The sequence below is a fragment of the Streptomyces sp. SID4985 genome, from assembly GCF_009863025.1.
Lineage (GTDB): Bacteria > Actinomycetota > Actinomycetes > Streptomycetales > Streptomycetaceae > Streptomyces.
On sequence record NZ_WWIR01000044.1, the window covers coordinates 1 to 17,086 of the forward strand.

A 17,086-nucleotide genomic window follows, 5' to 3' on the forward strand; every position below is an offset into this window, starting at 1 on the left:
AACCCGGCCCGGTCGCTGTCGCACCACCCGCTGTTCCAGATCATGCTGGCCCTGCAGAACGCTCCGGTGAGCGACTTCGCCCTGCCGGGTCTCTCGACCGGCCACCTGGAGGCACCGACCGGCACCTCGCGGGTCGATCTGACGTTCAGTCTGGCCGAGCAGTACGGTCCGGACGGCAGCCCGGACGGCATGGCCGGTGCGGTGGAGTACGCCACCGATCTGTTCGACCCGGCCACCGTGCAGCTGCTGTTCGACCGCTGGACGCGCCTGCTGCGCGCGGTGGCGGCCGATCCCGGCCGGCCGATCAGCCAGGTCGACATCATGCCCGGCGAGGAACGCCACCGGCTGCTCTCCGAGTTCAACGACACCGCCGTGGAACTGCCCGGGGCCGCGCTGCCGGAGCTGTTCGCCCGGCAGGCGCGGGCCACACCGGACGCGGTGGCGGTCGTGGCGGGTGGCACCGTGCTGACCTACCGGGAACTCGACCAGCGGGCCAACCGCCTCTCGCGGGCACTGATCCGCCAGGGCGTGGCGGCGGAGACACCGGTCGCGGTCCTGATGGAGCGCTCGGCGGACCTGGTCGTGGCGATCCTGGCGATCATCAAGGCGGGCGGTGCCTATGTGCCCCTCGACTCCCGGTTCCCGCAGTCCCGCATCGGCCTGATCCTCCAGGAGTCCGGGGCCGCGCTGGTCCTCACCGAGGACGTGCTGAGCGCGCTGATCCAGACCGAGTCCGACGCCTCCGACCCCGAAGTGCCGTGCGATCCACGGCAGTTGGCGTACGTGATGTACACCTCCGGCTCGACCGGGCGCCCGAAGGGCGTGGCCGTCACCCACCGCGACGTGATCGCCCACGCCCTGACCCCGTGCTGGCGCGGGGGCGGACACGAGCGGGTGCTGCTGCACTCCCCCACCGCGTTCGACCTGTCGACGTACGAGCACTGGGTACCGCTGCTCGGCGGCGGCCGGGTCGTGGTCGCACCGCCCGGGCGGCTCGACCTCGATCTGCTGCACCACACGGTCGAGGAGCACGGGGTGACCGGGCTGTGGCTGACGGCCGGGCTGTTCCGGCTGGTCGCCGAGGAGCGGCCGGGCCTGCTCGCGGGGGTCCGCGAGGTGTGGACCGGTGGCGACGTGGTGTCCCCGGCCGCCGTCGCCCGGGTGCGGGAGGCCTGCCCCGGCATCACGGTGGTCAACGGCTACGGGCCCACCGAGGCCACGACCCTGGCCACCTGCCATCCGGTGGACACACTCCCCGAGCACGCGGCGACCGTGCCGATCGGCCGCCCGATGGCGAACATGCGCGCCTATGTGCTCGACGACCGGCTGCGGCCCGTGCCGCCGGGCGTGGTCGGCGAGTTGTACCTCGCGGGGGTGGGCGTGGCCCGGGGCTATGTCGGCCGTCCCGGCCTGACAGTGCAGCGGTTCACCGCCGATCCCTACGGTCCGGCCGGGAGCCGGATGTACCGCACTGGCGACCTGGCGTGGTGGCTGGCCGACGGCACGCTGGAGTTCGCCGGGCGCGCCGACCACCAGGTCAAGCTGCGCGGCTTCCGGATCGAACCCGGCGAGATCGAGGCGGTGCTGGCCGGTTGTCCGGGCGTCGGCCAGGTGGCCGTCGTCGTCCGCGAGGACCAGCCGGACGACAAGCGGCTCGTCGCCTATCTCGTCCCCGCTGACGGGGGTGCCCCCGAGACGGGCGAGCTGTCCGACCGGCTGCGCCGCGAACTGCCCGAGTACATGGTGCCGTCGGCGTTCGTCACGGTGGACACGCTGCCGCTGACCGCCAACGGCAAGCTGGACCGGGCCGCCCTGCCGGTGCCCGACTACGGTGCGCCGGGCGGCGGGCGCGGTCCCCGGACGCCCCGCGAGGAGTTGCTGTGCGACCTGTTCGCCCAGGCCCTCGGCCGGGACCAGGTGCACATCGACGACAGCTTCTTCGACTTGGGCGGCCATTCGCTGCTCGCCGCCCGGCTGGTCTCCCGCATCCGCGAGACCCTCGGCGTCGAGGTGGGCCTGCGCACGCTGTTCGAGGCGCCGACCGTGGCCGGGCTCACGGAACGTCTGATCATGGACGATCCCGACGACGCGCTGGACGTCCTGCTGCCGCTGCGCACGACGGGCACCAGGACACCGCTGTTCTGCGTCCACCCCGGCGGCGGCATCAGCTGGTCGTACAGCGGGCTCCTGAACCACATCGGCTCGGACCACCCGGTGTACGCGATCCAGGCGCGCGGCCTCGGCCGCCCCGAACCCCTGCCGTCGTCCTATGAGGAGATGGCGGCCGACTACGCGGGCCAGATCCGCAAGATCCAGCCCGAGGGCCCCTATCTGCTGCTCGGCTGGTCGGCGGGCGGGCTCATCGCCCACGCCGTCGCCTGCGAGTTGCAGGCGCAGGGCGAGCGGACCGCGCTGCTGGCGATTCTCGACGCCTATCCGGTGAAGGACGTGACGTTCGAGGAGGTGCCCGTGCCGACCGAGCGGGACGTGCTCGTCGGGATGCTCGACTGCAATCTGGACGAGCTGGGCGACCGGCCGCTGACCCATGAGGAGGTGGCCGGGATCCTGCGTCAACGGGGCAGCGCGCTGGCCGGTCTGACGGGGCCGCAGATCGAGGTAGTCGTCCAGATCATGATCAACAACGCGAAGCTGGCGGTCGACTTCGTCCCGGGCCGGTTCGACGGGGACCTGCTGCTGTTCAACTCCACGATCGACCGGGACCACGACGACGCCGGACCGGCCCTCTGGCGCCCGTACCTCACCGGCCGTCTCGACTCGCACGAGATCACCACCCGGCACGACCGGATGACCCAGGCGGGCTCACTGGCCCAGATCGGACCGATCCTGGCCGCCAGGCTCGCCGAGGTCACCGGTGACACCCCCACCCCCAACCAGGAGGACTGATGTCCACGACCAACCCCTTCGAGGACCAGGACGGCACCTTCCTCGTGCTCGTCAACCAGGAGAACCAGCACTCGCTGTGGCCGCAGTTCGCGGACGTCCCGGACGGGTGGACCGTCGCCCACGGCCCGGACACCCACGCCGCGTGCCTGGAGTACGTCGAGGAGAACTGGACCGACATGCGGCCCCAGAGCCTCGTCGACGCCATGGAAGCCCAGCGGTAGCGCGACCGACGTGAACTCCACCGACACCCTGGACGGGGCCCGCGGCAGCGCGGGCCCCGTCCCGCCCGGCGACCTCGCCGCAGCGCTGCACACGCCCGAGGCACGCCGGGACCCGTACCCCTTCTACGCCCGGATGCGGCAGGAGAGCCCGGTCCACCGCAGCCCCCAGGGCATCTGGTACCTCACCCGGTACGCCGACGTCGAGGCGGCGCTGGGAGACTTACGGCTGTCCAACGACCGGGACAGGATGACCCGCGCCTACGGCGCGCTCGGCGGCGACCTCAAGGCCTTCAGCCGACTCACCGACCGGCTCGGGCGGGTGATGACCAACACCGACCCGCCGGACCATGCCCGGCTGCGCAAGCTCGCCAACCGCGCCTTCACCGCCCGGCGGGTCGAGGCCCTGCGCGAGGGCATCCAGCGGATCGTGGACCGGCTCGTCGACGAGGCGGTCGCGGCCGGGCCGTCCATGGACCTGATCGAGGCGGTCGCCTCACCGCTGCCACTGTCCGTGGTCTGCGAGTTGTTCGGCATTCCGCCCGAGGACCGAACTCAGGTCAAGGGCTGGTTCCGTCGCTTCGGGCGGCTCTCCGAGGACCTCGAGAAGTCGGAGGCCGCGATCGGGCAGTACGAGGAGTACCTCGCCCGGCTGGTCCGTCGGCGCCGGGCCGCCCCGGGGGACGACCTAATCAGCGCCCTGGTGGCGACGCAGGCGCAGGACGACCGGCTCACCGACTCCGAGCTGCTGTCCACCTGCTTCGTCCTGATCACCGCGGGCGACGAGACCACCACCCATCTGATCGGCAACAGCGTCCTGGCCCTGCTGCGCCACCCGGACCAGCTGGCCCGGCTGCGCGAGGACCCGGCGCTGATCCGCACGGCCGTCGACGAACTCGCCCGCTACGACACCCCGACCCAGGCGATCGTCCGGGTCGTGGCCGAGGACCTCGGGATCGACGGGCGGACGCTGCGCGAGGGCGAGCTGGTGTATCTGCTGCTCGCCGCGACCAACCGTGATCCCGAGCGCTTCGAGGACCCGGACCGGCTCGACCTGTCCCGCTCCGGCAACCGGCACCTGAGCTTCGGCAACGGGCCGCACTTCTGCCTGGGCGGTCCCCTGGCCAAGCTCCAGGCGGAGGTGGCCGTCGGCACGCTGGTCCGCCGGCTCCCGCGCCTGCGGCTGGCCGACGGCGCGGCCCTCGACTGGCGGCCCAACCCGCTGCAACGGCGGCTGACCGCCCTGCCGCTCACCTACTGACGCATGAACGACGACGAAGGAGAACCGACCATGGCGCGAGAGTTCGAGGTCCGCCGGGAGCAGCACCTGACCGCCACGCCCGAGCAGGTCTGGCACGCGGTCGCCACCGGCGAGGGCAACCTCGGCTGGCTGTATCCCATGGAGGTGGAGCCGCACGTCGGCGGGAAGGTCACCCGGGCCGACGGCACCGTCGTGGCCTGGGAGCCGCCGCACCACTTCGCCGTGCGCGTGTCCATGGACGACGGGTTCTCCAACACCCTGACCTACCGGATCGAACCGCTCGACGACGGAACCAGCCATCTGCGGATGGGAATCCACTGGGTGCACACGGGAGTCGTCGACGACTACTGGGACACCAAGTCGGACGCGGCCGAGAAGCACGTCGACTTCTACCAGCACGGCCTGGCCGAGTATCTGCGGCACTTCGCGGGGCGCCCCGCCGTCTACGTCAAGGCGGGCCGCAGCGAGCGCACCGAGGACCCCGCCGACTTCGCCGCGCTGCGCCGCCGTCTCGGCCTCGCCGACGACGCGGCCGTCGGCGACCGGCTGACGCTCGACGTCCCGGGTGCCGACGGGGGCCCGGAGGAGGTGGTCGTGGACTGGATCAACCCCGACTTCGTCGGCCTGCGCGGCCCGGACGCGCTGTACCGGTTCTTCAACGGCAGCTCCTGGAACTGGCCGATCTGGGTGGGCCACCACCTGTTCGCCGAGGACGCGGACGACGAGCGGGCCACCAAGGTGTGGAACGCCTGGCTCAACGGCGCCTGATCCGTCACCCGAGACAACCGGAGGACCTCTGGTGGAAACACTGCTCTACACCGCCGAACTCGTCCAGGAGGACGGTGCCTACAAGCTCGTCGTGCAGGACGTGGTGCGGGACACGGTCCAGGTCACCCCGGTCCCCAAGTCCGCGGTGGACCGGCTGCCGACCTTCCTGTCGGTGCTGAGTGCCAAGCTCGGCACGGCCCGCGGCCGCTGAAGGGCCCGTCCCGGTCACGGGGCCGGTGCCGGTCGCACCGGCCCCCACGGGAAGTGGCAGGCGACGCCGTACGGCTGCCCGGCCGCTGCGACGCCGTCCGGCTGCCAGGACGCCTCCGGCCGGGGGTCGCGTACGGCGCAGACGTCCCGCCCGGGCAGCCGGTCCGGTCCCTCGGGGCAGCGCGGATGGAAGCGGCACCCGGCCGGCGGTGACACGGGGTCGGGCACCTCTCCGATGAGGAGCGGTAGCTCGGCCGCTCGCCGTCCGGCGCGCAGGCTCGGTACGGCGGACAGCAGGGTCCGGGTGTAGGGATGCCTCGGGCCGCGCAGCAGGCTCTCGGTGGGCGCGTTCTCGACGATCCTGCCGAGGTACATCACGGCGACGGCGTCCGACACGTGGCGGACGGCGGCGAGGTCGTGGCTGATGAACAACATGGCGAAGCCCAGGCGTCGTTGCAGGTCCCGGAGCATGGTGAGGAGCGCCGCCCGGACCGACACGTCGAGCGCCGAGGTGATCTCGTCGGCGATGAGAACCGCCGGATCGACGGCCAGCGCGCGGGCGACGGCCACGCGCTGGCGCTGGCCGCCGGAGAGCTGCCGAGGCACCCGGTCGGCGCATCCGGCGTCGAGGCCGACCAGTGCCAGCAGCTCGCCGACGCGCCGTTCGCGACCGGGTCGGTCCAGCCGGACGAAGGCCCCGGCCGCTTCGGCGAGCGACTGACGCACCGTCATACGCGGGTCCAGCGCGGTGTCCGGGTCCTGGAACACCAGCTGGACCTGTCGGCCGAGCCGCCGCCGGTCGGCCGCCCGGCGCCCCCGGTACTCCAGCCCGCCGACCGTGATCCGCCCGGCGCAGGGGTTGTCCAGTCCGACGACCGCCCGTGCCAGGGTGGACTTTCCCGAACCGGACTCGCCCACCAGGCCGACCGTCGTGCCCCGGGGTACCTCCAGTGACACCCCGTCCACCGCCGTGACCGGCCCGGACGGCCCGTGGTGGCGGACGGTGACGTCGTACAGCGCGAGCCCTGTGCCTTCCCTCACCGGTCCGCCTCCTCCGTCTCCCGCTGTGCGCCGAGCGGTGCCCGCGACACCGGCTGCCAGCAGGCGATGTCGTGCTCCGGGCCGAGCGGCGACAGTACGGGGCTCTCCACGGCGCATCGGTCCAGCCGGTGCGGACAGCGGTCGTGGAACGGGCAGCCCGGAGGCGCGTCGTACGGATCGGGCGGCCCTCCCTCGATGGTGTGGAGGGGGCGGTCGTGGTCGGCGTCCAGGTCCGGGACCGAGGCGACGAGGGCGCGCGTGTACGGATGCCGTGCGCCGGTCGCCAGTTCACGGGCGGGCAGGTTCTCCACGACCGTTCCCCCGTACATGACCAGCACCCGGTCGCAGGCGTCGGCGACCAGGGCGATGTCATGGCTGATGAAGAGGATCGCGGTGGCGTCGTCGCGCCGGATGTCGCGGAGCAGGTCCATGATCTGCCGCTGCACGGTGACGTCCAGGGCCGTCGTCGGCTCGTCCGCGATGATGAGGTCGGGCCGCATCATGGCGGCGGTCGCGATCGCCACCCGTTGCCGCTGGCCGCCGGACAGCTGGTAGGGCCGGGAGCGCAGCAACCGGCGCCCGCCGGGGAGCGCCACCCGGCGCAGTCGGGCCAGGGCCTGTTCGACGGCCTCGGCACGAGGGGTGTCTCGGTGGGTGCGTACGGCCTCCGTCATCTGCGTGCCGATGCGGAGCGACGGGTTGAGGGCCGACGCCGGGTTCTGGAAGATCATCGCCATTCCCGTCGCCAGCTGCCCCCGCCGCTCCGCACGCGACAACGACTCGACGTCCGCGCCGAGGAACCGGTGGGTGCCCCAGGTCGCGCGGGCGCCGTCCGGCAGCAGATCGGCGAGGGCGAGCGCCGTCAGCGACTTGCCGGAGCCGGACTCGCCGACCAGCCCGGCCATCTCGCCGCGCCGCAGGGCGAGCGTGACACCGCGGACGGGCCGGAGCACCCCGTCCGCCGTGGGCAGGTCGACCCGCAGGTCCTCCACTTCCAGCACGTGGTCGGCGGCGGCCGGAGGGCCGGTACGTGCGTGGAGCGCGCGTTCCTCGGCGAGCCGCCGTGGGCGGGGTCGTCGTACGGCGGCTCCGGCCAGCATCTCGCCCAGCAACTGGAAGGCCACGGCGGCGTAGACGATGGCGATGCCGGGTGCCACGGCGGGCAGCGGCTCGGTGTAGACGCGGTCCAGCCCCTGGCTCAGCAGGAGCCCCCAGTCGTACGAAGGGGGCTGGACCCCGAGGCCGAGGAAGCTCAGTCCCGACAGGGCGACGAGTGCCGAGCCCGCCGTGACCGTGGTGTTGAGGATCAGGGGTTCGGCGATGTGCGGAAGGACATGGCGCAGGAGGAGCCGGTGGCGGCGCAGGCCCAGCACGCGTGCCGCCGCCATGAAGTCGGTTCCGGCGACTTCGGCGGCGAGGGTCTGTGTGATGCGCGCGAAGCCCGGTGCGCAGGCGATGGCCAGTGCGCAGACGGCCCCGCCCGCGCCCGCGCCGAAGAGGGCCGCGAAGAACATCGTGACGAGGAGCGCGGGGAAGGCGAGCAGGAGGTTGATCAGGGCTCCCAGCAGACGGCGTGCGCGTCTGCCCACGACGGCGGTGAGCGCGCCGAGCCCGATCCCCGCCGAGGCTCCCATGAGCGTGGCCCCGACGGCGAGCAGCGGGGAGAGCCAGGTCGCCGAGAGCAGCCGGGCGAGCAGATCCCGCCCGAGGCGGTCCGTGCCGAGCGGGTGTCCCGCGGTGGGTGCCAGCAGTACGGACGACGGGTCGGGGTGGTCGGCGGCCTGCCCCCAGAACACCGCTCCCGCGACGGCGAGTACGGCGAGCGAGGCGAGCATCGCCAGGGTGACCACGCCCATGGGCGAGGCCCAGTCCGACCGCCACGCACGTGACCGGCCGGCGTCGGTGCCCGGGGAGGCGGGGACGGAGGAAGAGGGCGAGGGCGGGGGCAGCACCATCGGATCACGTCTCCCGGATGACCGAGCGGGGGTCGAGCAGCGCGAGCGCGAAGTCGACGAGGAAGTTCACGACGAGGACGGCCGAGCCCATCACCAGCACGGTCGCCTCGACGACCGCGTAGTCCTGCGCGGCCACGGACTGCGCCATCGCCGACCCGATGCCGGGCCAGGCGAAGACCTTCTCGACCAGTACCGTTCCCGCGATCAGGCCCGGCAGCAGGTTCCCGGCGAGCGTCAGCGACGCGGTCAGGGCGTTCGGTGCCACATGGCGCAGCCAGAGCGGGGCGGCGGGCAGCCGCTTCGCACGGGCGGCGCGCACATGGTCGGCCGCGAGCACCTTGAGCGTCTCCACCCGGACGATCCGCAGGAGAACCGCGGCCGGAGCGAGGGCCAGCGCGAGCACGGGCAGCACATAGGACTGGGGACCGAGGTCACCGGCCGCCGGAAAGAGACGCAGACCGACGGCCAGTCCCGCGGTGAGACCCGCGGCGAGCACGAAGTCCGGCACACCGGCCAGGGCGGAGGTGGTGGCGGTGAACGCCAGTTCCGCCCGGGGCCGCCGCCCTCCGCGGGTCCACACCGCGGCGAGCAGCCCGCCGGGAAGGGCGACGACGAGTACGCAGGCGAAGGCCAGGACGGCCAGCAGCAGGGTCGTCGGCAGACGCGCGCCGACCAGGTCGGCGACCGGCTCGCCCGTCACCAGGGAGACCCCGAGATCTCCATGGGCCAGGTCCCGCAGGTAACGCCAGTACTGTGCCGACAGGCCCGTGTCCAGGCCGAGTTGGTGCCGTTTCGCCGCCACCAGGTCCGGCGGCGCGTCCACGCCCAGCGCGGCCCGGACGGGGTCGCCGGGTACCAGCCGGATCATCGCGAACGAGGCGGTGACGACGACGAGGAGGGAGAGCGTCAGCCGCACCGCGCGACGGCAGCAGAACACCCCCCACGGGTGGCGCCGGGTCAGGGCGCCGAGCCGCGCGGACACGGTCGTCATACGGGTTCCCCTCGGCTGGTCGTGGGCGGGCGTCCGCCGCTGCCTGTGCGGGCGGATGCCGGTCGGGGCGTCCGCCACTATCTGTGCAGGCGGATGCTGGTCGGTACGACCCGGCCGCCGGGCGCGACGGCGAAGGTCGTCCGGTAGCCGTACACCGTGCCCGTGCCGTCGGCGACGGGCAGCGCGTCGGCCGAGCGGAACAGCGCCGCGGCGGCCCGGTTCCAGTCCGCGCACCCGGCGGTGCCCGGCGCGCGCAGCGCGAGGGCGGCGAAGCGGTCGTAGGCGTGGTTGGTGACGTGGGCGAAGTTCAGTCCCCGCGAGGGCGGCGGGCCGGAGAAGTACGGGGTGAGCTGCGCGGGCAGCGGTGGGCCGGGCGAGCTGCCGACCACGACGTCGAAGTCCCCGCTCTGGTACATGGCCTGTACGACCGCGTTGCGGCTCTCGCTGACGAGGTCGACGTCCGCGCCCAGCGCCTGCCAGGTGGCGGCCATCAGTTCGGCGACCGACGGAAGGGTGGAGCCGAAGTCGGGGCTGCTGAGCAGCCGCAGCTTCAGCGGTCGGCCCCGCTTGGCCAGCCTGCCCCGCGCGTTCTTCGTCCAGCCCGCGGCGCCCAGGGCCCGCACGGCACTGCGCGAGGGCAGGTTGGCAGTGGCCACGTCCGCGTGGCAGACGGAATCCGCGGCCGTCAGGTGGCTCGCGGGCGTGCCCTCGCCGCCGATCGCCACATTGGCGAGGCCCTTGCGGTCCAGGGCCCCCACGAGTGCCCGGCGCAGCACGGGGTCGCTCAGGGGGCGGCCGGGCCGTTCGTTGAAGAAGGTGAGCCCCACGACGGTCGGTACCCGCGCGGTGGCCAGGCCGTGTCCGGTCAGCCGCGCGCGGTCGGGGCCGGTCACCGCCGCGATGTTCACCCCGCCCGTGAGCAGGAGGTTCGCCACCGTGGACTCCTGCGGCACCACCGACACCACGATCCGCTCGGGCTGTCCCGGGGCCGCGTTGGTCGCTCCCCCCGGCCCCCAGGCGTACCCCTTGCGCCGGGTGAAGACGTACGGGCCGCCCGAGGTGTAGCCGCTCAGCACGTACGGGCCGGTGCCCCGCGTGCTCCGCTCCAGCGTGCCGGGGTCCGTGAGCCCGGCCGGGCAGACGACGGGCAGCAGACCGACCGTCCGCAGGATGAAGCCGTACGGTGAGGCCGTCCGCACCGACACCGTCCGTGCCGCGTCGTCGGCCGACACCGTGAACGGCACATCGGGCAGCGCCGCCCTGGCGCCGACGAGCCGGTTGCGGGGATCGCCCGCGTACCGCAGCGAGCGGGCCACCCCGGAGGCGGTGAGCGGCGTGCCGTCGGAGCAGGTCACGCCCTTGCGCAGGGTGAAGCTCGCCGAGACGGCTCCGTCGTGCCAGGTCTGGGCCAGCCCGGACACCACCCGCCCGCCCGGCGCCGTGCTGACCAGCGAGTCGTAGGCGTAGGGGGCCAGGGCGGAGCCGAACTGCGCGTACGGATGGAAGTCCGGCGTCTCGGCGGCGGTGGCGACGGTGACAGTGCCCCCCATCACGACGGGGGTGTGGGTCGACGACGTCTCACCGCCACACCCCGCCGACACGGCCGAGGCGACAGCGGCCAACGCCACCGCGGCCGCGGCCGACCGGGCCCTGGAGAACGACACGGTGCGGCGGTGCATGGCGGCATCGTGCCACCGGGTCCGACGGCGCCGGACGGGCTTTCCGGGCCTGGACACGAACGAGGCGGACCGATTCCCCCGTCCGAGTGAGCCTGCCCGACTCGCGGTGCACGTGCCCGACTCGCGGTGCACGCGTACGTCCTGACCTGCCGTCACCCGGGCGCACACTGGCGCCATGGCGAACCAACCATCGGACCACCCGGACGGCTCGGCGGCGCGGGAGGTAGACCGGCTCGCGGCCGCGTACTGGGACTTCCTGCTGGCCCGTGAGCCGTCGTTGCGGACGCGCCGCGGGCTGCCGGTCGAGTCGCTGCCGGGGGTGTCCGCCGCGGAGGACGACGAGCGCGGCCGGTTCGCGGCAGGGGTGCTGGAGCGGCTGGACACGCTACGGCCCGCGGAGCTGTCCGGCCGCGCCGCCGACACCGCGGGTTTCCTCCGGGCGCTGGCCGAACAGGAGGCGGAGGCGGGGCGCTTCCACTGGCTCACCCCGACCGCCACGCCGTACCGGCTCTTCCGGCTCCAGCAGTACGGGGACATGGTGTTCCGGCCGTACCGTTTCGAGCACCGGGCCGACGTGGACCGGTACGTGTCCCTCGTGCGGGATCTGGCGCGCTGCGTGGCGACGGTCGCCGACAAGGCCGCCGGGCAGGCGGCCCGGGGATTCCGCGTCCCGGTCCCGGCGCTGGCCGGGGTCTGCTCCACCCTCGGGCGGCTGCGGGCGTCGGCGGCCCGGTACGTCCGCGTGGACGCCGAGCGGGTCACGCGACTCGACGCCGCGAGCCGGGGGCGCCTGCGCGACGCGGTGGCGGGGATCGTGGCCACCGAGCTGGAGCCCGCGTTCGACCGGCTCCTCGCCCTCGTGGGCGACCCGGACTACCTCGGGCGGGCACCGCGGACCGTCGGCTGGGCGCACTACCAGGAGGGCGAGGCGGCGTACCGGGCCTTCGTCCGGACGTACACGTCCGGCGACACACCGCCCGAACGCCTCCACGCGCTCGGCCGTGAGCACTGCCGTGAACTCGGCGAGCGGATGCGGGAGTTGCGGCACACACTCGGCTTCACGGGAACGGAGGCGGAGTTCCACGCCCGCCTCGCGACCGAGCCCCGCCTGTACGCCGTCACCCCGGAGGAGGTCGAGGACCGCTACCTGGGACATCTCGACCGGCTCGCCCCGCTGCTGCCGCGCTGGTTCGCGGTCCTGCCCCGGGCCCCCTACGGCGTGGCCCGCCTCGACCCGGCGCTCGAGAAGTCGATGACGTACGGCTACTACGACCCGCCGACCGCGGCCCGGCCGGTGGGCCACTACCGCTACAACGCCTCGGACCTGGCGCACCGTTCCCTGCTCGGCTCGGCCGCGCTGATCCACCACGAGCTCGCGCCCGGCCACCACTTCCACCTCGCCCGCCAGGCCGAGGACACCACGCTGCCCGACCTGCGGCGCGAACTGGTGCCGTTCGGCGGGTTCGAGGAGGGCTGGGCGGAGTACGCCGCCGGTCTCGGCTGGGAGATGGGACTGTACGACGACCCGTGGGACGCGTACGGACGCCTGGCCCACGAGCGGTTCACCGCGCAGCGCCTGGTCATCGACACCGGCCTCAACCTCGGGACGATGACACTGGAGCAGGCGCGCGCCTTCATGAGCGCCCACGGGGCGGCCGAGTCCGACGGGCAGATCACGACCGAGCTGCTGCGCTACTCGACCGATCTGCCGGGACAGGCGCTGACGTACCGGGCGGGGTATGCGGAGTTCACGGCGTTGCGGGAAGCGGTCGAACGTGACGCCGGGGACGCCTTCGACGTGCGGGCCTTCCACGAGGCCGTGCTGGGCGGCGGGACGCTGCCGTTTCCCGTGCTCCGCCGACGGGTGGCGCGGGAGACGCGCGGCGCCCTGGGCTCCCGAGGGCATGAACAGGCCGTCACGGGCGGCCTCTTCTCCTCGAACGAGTGAAGGCCACGGCCGAACCGGTGACTTCTCGCTTCGTCACGGATACTCTCCGTGACGAAGAGCTCGTCGCCTTTCCGTCATCGCCCTCCCGGCAGAAGAGAAGGACGTCCTGCCATGCCTCCCGTAGTACCTCCCTTCCTGATCGGCCTGATCACCGCTTCCGTGGCCAAGAAGTTCGGCAAACCCGTCCTGCGAGGGCTTGTCAGAACGTCGGTGGGCCTGGGGATGAGCGTCAAACGTGTCGTCCACGAAGCCGGTGAGGGACTCCACGACATCGCCGCCGAGGCGACCGCCGAGGTCCTCGCCGTCCAGCTGACGCAGGAGGCCGAGCACCGCACTGCCACCGGCGCCTCGGCGGCCGACGGCACGCACCAGGCCGCCCGCAAGGGGCGTCGCGCCGGTTCCGCCGCTGCCCGAGCCGCCGCAAGCGCGTCGTGACCGGGAAGTGGTTTCGGGTCCACCGGCGCCCGGTGGACCCGAGGCTTCGGCTGGTGTGCTTCCCGCACGCGGGCGGCACGGCGCAGTTGTTCCACGGCTGGCCCGCGCTGTTGCCGGAGGACGTCGAGGTGCTCGCCGTGCGCTACCCCGGCCGCCAGGACCGGCTCGCGGAAGCCTGCGTCGAGGACATGGCCACCCTGGCCGACGCGATCGAGGACGCCCTGGAGCCATGGCTCGACCGGCCGCTGGCGCTGTTCGGGCACAGCATGGGCTCGTGCGTCGCCTACGAGCTGGCTGTGCGCCTGGAGGCCCGCGGCACCGTCCCGGAGCAGCTGCTGGTCTCCGCGCACGAGGCCCCGCATCGCACCGAACGCGCCGCACTGCACGGCGCCGACGACGACACCCTGATCAGCCGCGTCCAGAGCCTCGGCGACCTGCACTCCGAGGCATACGACATCCCGGAACTGCGCGATCTGCTGCTGCCCGCCCTCCGGGCGGACTACCGGCTCATCGAGGGCTACCGCCCCACGCGTCCGACTCCGGTCAAGGCACCGATCACCGCGTACGTCGGCCGGGACGATCCGAGTTGCGCACTCGACCGGGTCCACGCCTGGTCCGACCTCACCGCACCGGGCTCCTTCGAGCTGCGCTCGTTTCCCGGGGACCACTTCTATCTCGCGGCCCGGGAGGCCGAAGTGGTCGCGGACGTGGCGGCACGCCTCGCGCGCCCGTGCGGGACCGGCCCGACCTGACGGCACCCTGCTTCCTCGTACCGGTGCGCATCCGTCAGCGCCCCTGTGACCACAACGCCCCGGCACCACGCATGGCGCCTCCGGGGATCTCGGGGGACGATGCTTGTGCCGGGTGCTCACACGCGCGGTGTCCCTGACGGCGGCCACCATGGCCGGGACGGGAGAGGGAACCATGCGACCGGGCGCACGCGCCGCCGACGCGGCACTGCAGTTGCTCAGCCGGGACTGGGCGGGGCTGGTCATCGCCCTGCCACCGGCGGCCGTGGGCGGATGGTGCGTCACCCGGGGGCGCGGTCGGCGCGTTCTCGGTGGCGCGCTCTGCGCCGTGGCACTCACGCTCGGACTCGGGTCACTGCGTCACATGGTGCATGTGCGGCGGGTCGGCCTCAGCTGTCCCCCGCCCGGCCGCCTGGTGGACGTGGGTGGCCATCGGATGCACGTCCTCGCCGAGGGGGACGCCGGGTCGGGGCCCACGGTGGTGTGGATGCCGGGCGGCCATGCAGGCGGCTACGCCATGCACCACCTGCACGCGCTGACGCGGAAACGCACGCGTTCGGTCCTGGTGGACCGTCCGGGCTCCGGCTGGAGCGACCCGGGCCCGTTCCCGCGCACGACGGCGGCCGAAGCCGTCGAACTGCTCACCGCGCTGGAGCGGGCGGGCGAAGAAGGGCCCTTCGTCCTCGTGGGGCACTCCTTCGGGGGGCTCCTCATGGCCAACGCCGCCAGGCGCCGCCCCGATCTGGTGGCCGGTCTGGTGCTGCTCGATCCCACCCCGCCCGATGTCGTCGCCTTCGGCCCGTCGCTCGCGACCCTGCGGCACGCCGGCCGGGACCAGGCTCTCCGCGCGCTGCGCCACCTCTTCGGCCTCCACCCTCTCCTGCCCAGGAACGAGGCACAGCCTGCCGACGATCCGGCCCAGGTCCTCGCCACGGTCGAGTCCAGGACCAGGGCGAGCTGCGCCGCCGCGTCGATCCTGCGCGAGTTGTCACCGGACGGCATCACCCGCAACGGCTGGCAGACGGTCGTGCACGACGGCGAACTCGGCTCCCTGCCCCTCCTCGTCGTGGCGCCCCGCGATCTGACGGGCGGCGGCGCGGTCTTCGACACGGTCGACGATCCGGAGGAGAACGCCCGGGTACGGCACTTCTTCCTCACCGTGCGAGACCGCTTCCTGGCGGCCTCCAGCGCGGCCCGCAGGATCTACACCCCGGAGGGAACCGGCCACGACTTCCCGGACCGGGTACCCGAGTTCGTCGTAGAGGTCGTCAACTCCCTGTTGACCGACGCCGAACCGGATTCAGTCGCCCAGCAGTAGTGCGGCAACCGCCTCCGGGGCCTCGTGCATGGCGTCGTGCCCGGTGGGGAGGTCGTGGACGCGCCACTCGGGATCCGCTTGGAGTCGGGTGCGCAGTGCGGCGAACGGCGTCCGGTCCTCCCATCCCGAGCAGTAGACGAACTCCCGACGGGGGATCCGGTCGAGCGCGCCCGACAGCCGGACCGTCTGCAGGAACGAGGCGAGGGGATGGGGACGGCGGCGGGGATCGCCGCCGTGCGGCGGTCGAACGGCATAGCCGGTGGACTCGGCTCCGGCAGCGAACACCTCCCGGAAGTGCTCGTTCGTCGACGTCCAACATGACTCGCCGTCGCGCGGCACGTAGGCGTCCAGGTGCACCAGCCGTGAGATCCGGGCGGCGGCGCGGTCGGCGGCGGCCGCGATCACCATCCCGGCGTAGCTGTGGCCGACCAGCGTCGCGCCGGTGATGTGGTGGCGGTCGAGGTGCCGCACCACGTCGTCGGCGTGCGTGTCGAGGTTGGCGGTCGCGACCGTCGCGTTGTCGTCGTCCGGCCGCAGACCGGTCAGGGTCAGGGCGTGCACGGTGTGACCGGCACGCTCCAGCAGCGGAACCACCGCCTCGTACGACCAGGAGCCCTTCCAGGCGCCGGGTACCAGAACGAACGTCGCCACGTTTCTCTCCTTCTCTCTCGGCATGGAGGAAATCTCACCGGATCGGGGAGTGGCTTGCTACCGCTAGGCTGCCAACCGATGCCTGTTCACCGCCAACCTCGCCGGTCCGCCGACGTGACGTCATATGTGTGGCCCTCCGGTGGGCGTCACCTCTGGCCGTCGGGCGGGACGAGCGCGACGCGGTCGCACGCGCGGGGACACCTGGTGTACGCGGCAGGCGGTGTCCTGGCGGTGCACACCGAGCGGGGCACGTCGGTCGTTCCCGCCAACCGGGTCGCCTGGACCCCCGCCGGGTTCACTCACCAGCATCGCGCGCACGGCGACACCGACATGCGGATCGTCTTCCTCACGCCGTCCCTCGCACGGTTCATGCCGGACGGTCCCGCCGTGTTCCTGGCCTCCGACCTCGCCCGCGAGGTCGTGCTCGCCCTGACCGGTCCCGGCAACTACGACGACACCACGCCCGGTTACAGCCGCTCCGCGCGCACCCGCCTGGTCCGGGTCCTGGTCGAGGAACTCCGCGAGGCGGACGAGCAGCCGCTGCACCTGCCGGAGCCGCGGGACGACCGGCTGCGGGCCGTCGCCCGGATGCTGTCCGAGGACCCGGCGGACAACGCCACGCTGGCCGAGTTCGGGAAGAGGATCGGGGCGGGCGCCCGCACCCTCAGCCGGCTGTTCCGCGGCGAACTCGGCATGACCTTCTACGAGTGGCGCACGCAGCTACGCCTCTACCACGCGCTCGTGCTCCTCGCCGACGGCCACGACACCACCCACACCGCCAACGCCTGCGGGTGGGCCAACCCCAGCAGTTTCATCGCGGCGTTCAGCGCCGTCGTCGGAACGACGCCCGGCCGCTACCGGACCCGGACCAGGTAGCCGCCGGTGGTCGCCCGATCGGTCGCGATCCCGTGGCACCGGTCGCGGTCCCGTGGCACCGGTCCCGATACGCGGACGGCGT

15 protein-coding genes are annotated in these 17,086 nt (G+C 73.2%); 10 read left to right on the forward strand and 5 right to left on the reverse strand.

The genetic code is table 11. The annotated features are described in order from the left end of the window. The 5 genes from GTW40_RS01855 to GTW40_RS01875 all read left to right on the forward strand — a co-directional run. Positions 1-2,904 (forward strand): non-ribosomal peptide synthetase (locus GTW40_RS01855; RefSeq protein WP_161178381.1); only part of this gene is annotated, 2,904 nt, incomplete at its 5' end. Then, positions 2,904-3,125 carry an MbtH family protein gene (locus GTW40_RS01860; RefSeq protein WP_161178382.1) on the forward strand — a complete coding sequence of 74 codons (222 nt, stop codon included), beginning with the start codon at positions 2,904-2,906 and terminating at the stop codon, positions 3,123-3,125. The genes GTW40_RS01855 and GTW40_RS01860, both read left to right, overlap by 1 nt. Before the next feature lie 10 nt (positions 3,126-3,135). After that, positions 3,136-4,383, forward strand: coding sequence for a cytochrome P450 (locus tag GTW40_RS01865; protein WP_161178383.1), 1,248 nt, complete (start codon positions 3,136-3,138; stop codon positions 4,381-4,383). 30 nt (positions 4,384-4,413) lie between these two features. Continuing rightward, on the forward strand, positions 4,414-5,151 hold the full coding sequence (locus GTW40_RS01870; RefSeq protein ID WP_161178384.1) for an SRPBCC family protein: 738 nt from the start codon (positions 4,414-4,416) through the stop codon (positions 5,149-5,151). A gap of 31 nt (positions 5,152-5,182) precedes the next feature. Next, a complete protein-coding gene (locus GTW40_RS01875) occupies positions 5,183-5,362 on the forward strand; it encodes a hypothetical protein (protein ID WP_237525289.1) in 180 nt (59 codons plus the stop codon). A gap of 14 nt (positions 5,363-5,376) precedes the next feature. Here GTW40_RS01875 and GTW40_RS01880 read toward each other — a convergent pair whose 3' ends face one another. The 4 genes from GTW40_RS01880 to GTW40_RS01895 form a co-directional block, all read right to left on the reverse strand. Continuing rightward, positions 5,377-6,402: an ABC transporter ATP-binding protein gene (locus GTW40_RS01880; RefSeq protein ID WP_202485263.1), complete on the reverse strand. Its 1,026-nt coding sequence runs from the start codon at positions 6,400-6,402 to the stop codon at positions 5,377-5,379. Beyond that, on the reverse strand, positions 6,399-8,357 hold the full coding sequence (locus GTW40_RS01885; protein WP_237525280.1) for a dipeptide/oligopeptide/nickel ABC transporter permease/ATP-binding protein: 1,959 nt from the start codon (positions 8,355-8,357) through the stop codon (positions 6,399-6,401). The genes GTW40_RS01880 and GTW40_RS01885 overlap by 4 nt, the downstream gene beginning before the upstream one ends. 4 nt (positions 8,358-8,361) lie before the next feature. Beyond that, positions 8,362-9,348 carry an ABC transporter permease gene (locus tag GTW40_RS01890; RefSeq protein WP_161178386.1) on the reverse strand — a complete coding sequence of 329 codons (987 nt, stop codon included), beginning with the start codon at positions 9,346-9,348 and terminating at the stop codon, positions 8,362-8,364. Between the two features lie 77 nt (positions 9,349-9,425). Continuing rightward, positions 9,426-11,027, reverse strand: coding sequence for an ABC transporter substrate-binding protein (locus GTW40_RS01895; protein WP_161178387.1), 1,602 nt, complete (start codon positions 11,025-11,027; stop codon positions 9,426-9,428). A gap of 175 nt (positions 11,028-11,202) precedes the next feature. On the opposite strand from GTW40_RS01895, the gene GTW40_RS01900 reads away from it, so the two are divergent. The 4 genes from GTW40_RS01900 to GTW40_RS01915 all read left to right on the forward strand — a co-directional run bounded on the left by GTW40_RS01900 (position 11,203) and on the right by GTW40_RS01915 (position 15,477). Further along, positions 11,203-12,975, forward strand: coding sequence for a DUF885 domain-containing protein (locus GTW40_RS01900; RefSeq protein WP_161178388.1), 1,773 nt, complete (start codon positions 11,203-11,205; stop codon positions 12,973-12,975). A gap of 111 nt (positions 12,976-13,086) precedes the next feature. Further along, positions 13,087-13,410: a DUF5132 domain-containing protein gene (locus GTW40_RS01905; protein ID WP_161178389.1), complete on the forward strand. Its 324-nt coding sequence runs from the start codon at positions 13,087-13,089 to the stop codon at positions 13,408-13,410. A 32-nt stretch (positions 13,411-13,442) separates the two neighbouring features. After that, positions 13,443-14,162, forward strand: coding sequence for an alpha/beta fold hydrolase (locus GTW40_RS01910; RefSeq protein WP_343245595.1), 720 nt, complete (start codon positions 13,443-13,445; stop codon positions 14,160-14,162). Between the two features lie 172 nt (positions 14,163-14,334). Then, entirely contained in the window at positions 14,335-15,477 is a 1,143-nt protein-coding gene (locus GTW40_RS01915) for an alpha/beta fold hydrolase (protein WP_161178391.1), read from the forward strand. Here the strand turns inward: GTW40_RS01915 and GTW40_RS01920 are convergent. Then, on the reverse strand, positions 15,460-16,128 hold the full coding sequence (locus GTW40_RS01920) for an alpha/beta fold hydrolase (RefSeq protein ID WP_161178392.1): 669 nt from the start codon (positions 16,126-16,128) through the stop codon (positions 15,460-15,462). The genes GTW40_RS01915 and GTW40_RS01920 overlap by 18 nt on opposite strands. A gap of 204 nt (positions 16,129-16,332) precedes the next feature. On the opposite strand from GTW40_RS01920, the gene GTW40_RS01925 reads away from it, so the two are divergent. After that, a complete protein-coding gene (locus tag GTW40_RS01925; protein WP_343245596.1) occupies positions 16,333-17,004 on the forward strand; it encodes a helix-turn-helix transcriptional regulator in 672 nt (223 codons plus the stop codon). Positions 17,005-17,086: the final 82 nt, after the last annotated feature.

What these genes read in the sequence shown, in the direction of transcription:
- GTW40_RS01860 (WP_161178382.1), top strand. Translation starts at nt 2,904, where the DNA reads ATGTCCACGACCAACCCCTTCGAGGACCAGGACGGCACCTTCCTCGTG.
- GTW40_RS01870 (WP_161178384.1), top strand. Translation starts at nt 4,414, where the DNA reads ATGGCGCGAGAGTTCGAGGTCCGCCGGGAGCAGCACCTGACCGCCACG.
- GTW40_RS01885 (WP_237525280.1), bottom strand. Translation starts at nt 8,357, where the DNA reads ATGGTGCTGCCCCCGCCCTCGCCCTCTTCCTCCGTCCCCGCCTCCCCG.
- GTW40_RS01890 (WP_161178386.1), bottom strand. Translation starts at nt 9,348, where the DNA reads ATGACGACCGTGTCCGCGCGGCTCGGCGCCCTGACCCGGCGCCACCCG.
- GTW40_RS01895 (WP_161178387.1), bottom strand. Translation starts at nt 11,027, where the DNA reads ATGCACCGCCGCACCGTGTCGTTCTCCAGGGCCCGGTCGGCCGCGGCC.
- GTW40_RS01900 (WP_161178388.1), top strand. Translation starts at nt 11,203, where the DNA reads ATGGCGAACCAACCATCGGACCACCCGGACGGCTCGGCGGCGCGGGAG.
- GTW40_RS01905 (WP_161178389.1), top strand. Translation starts at nt 13,087, where the DNA reads ATGCCTCCCGTAGTACCTCCCTTCCTGATCGGCCTGATCACCGCTTCC.
- GTW40_RS01915 (WP_161178391.1), top strand. Translation starts at nt 14,335, where the DNA reads ATGCGACCGGGCGCACGCGCCGCCGACGCGGCACTGCAGTTGCTCAGC.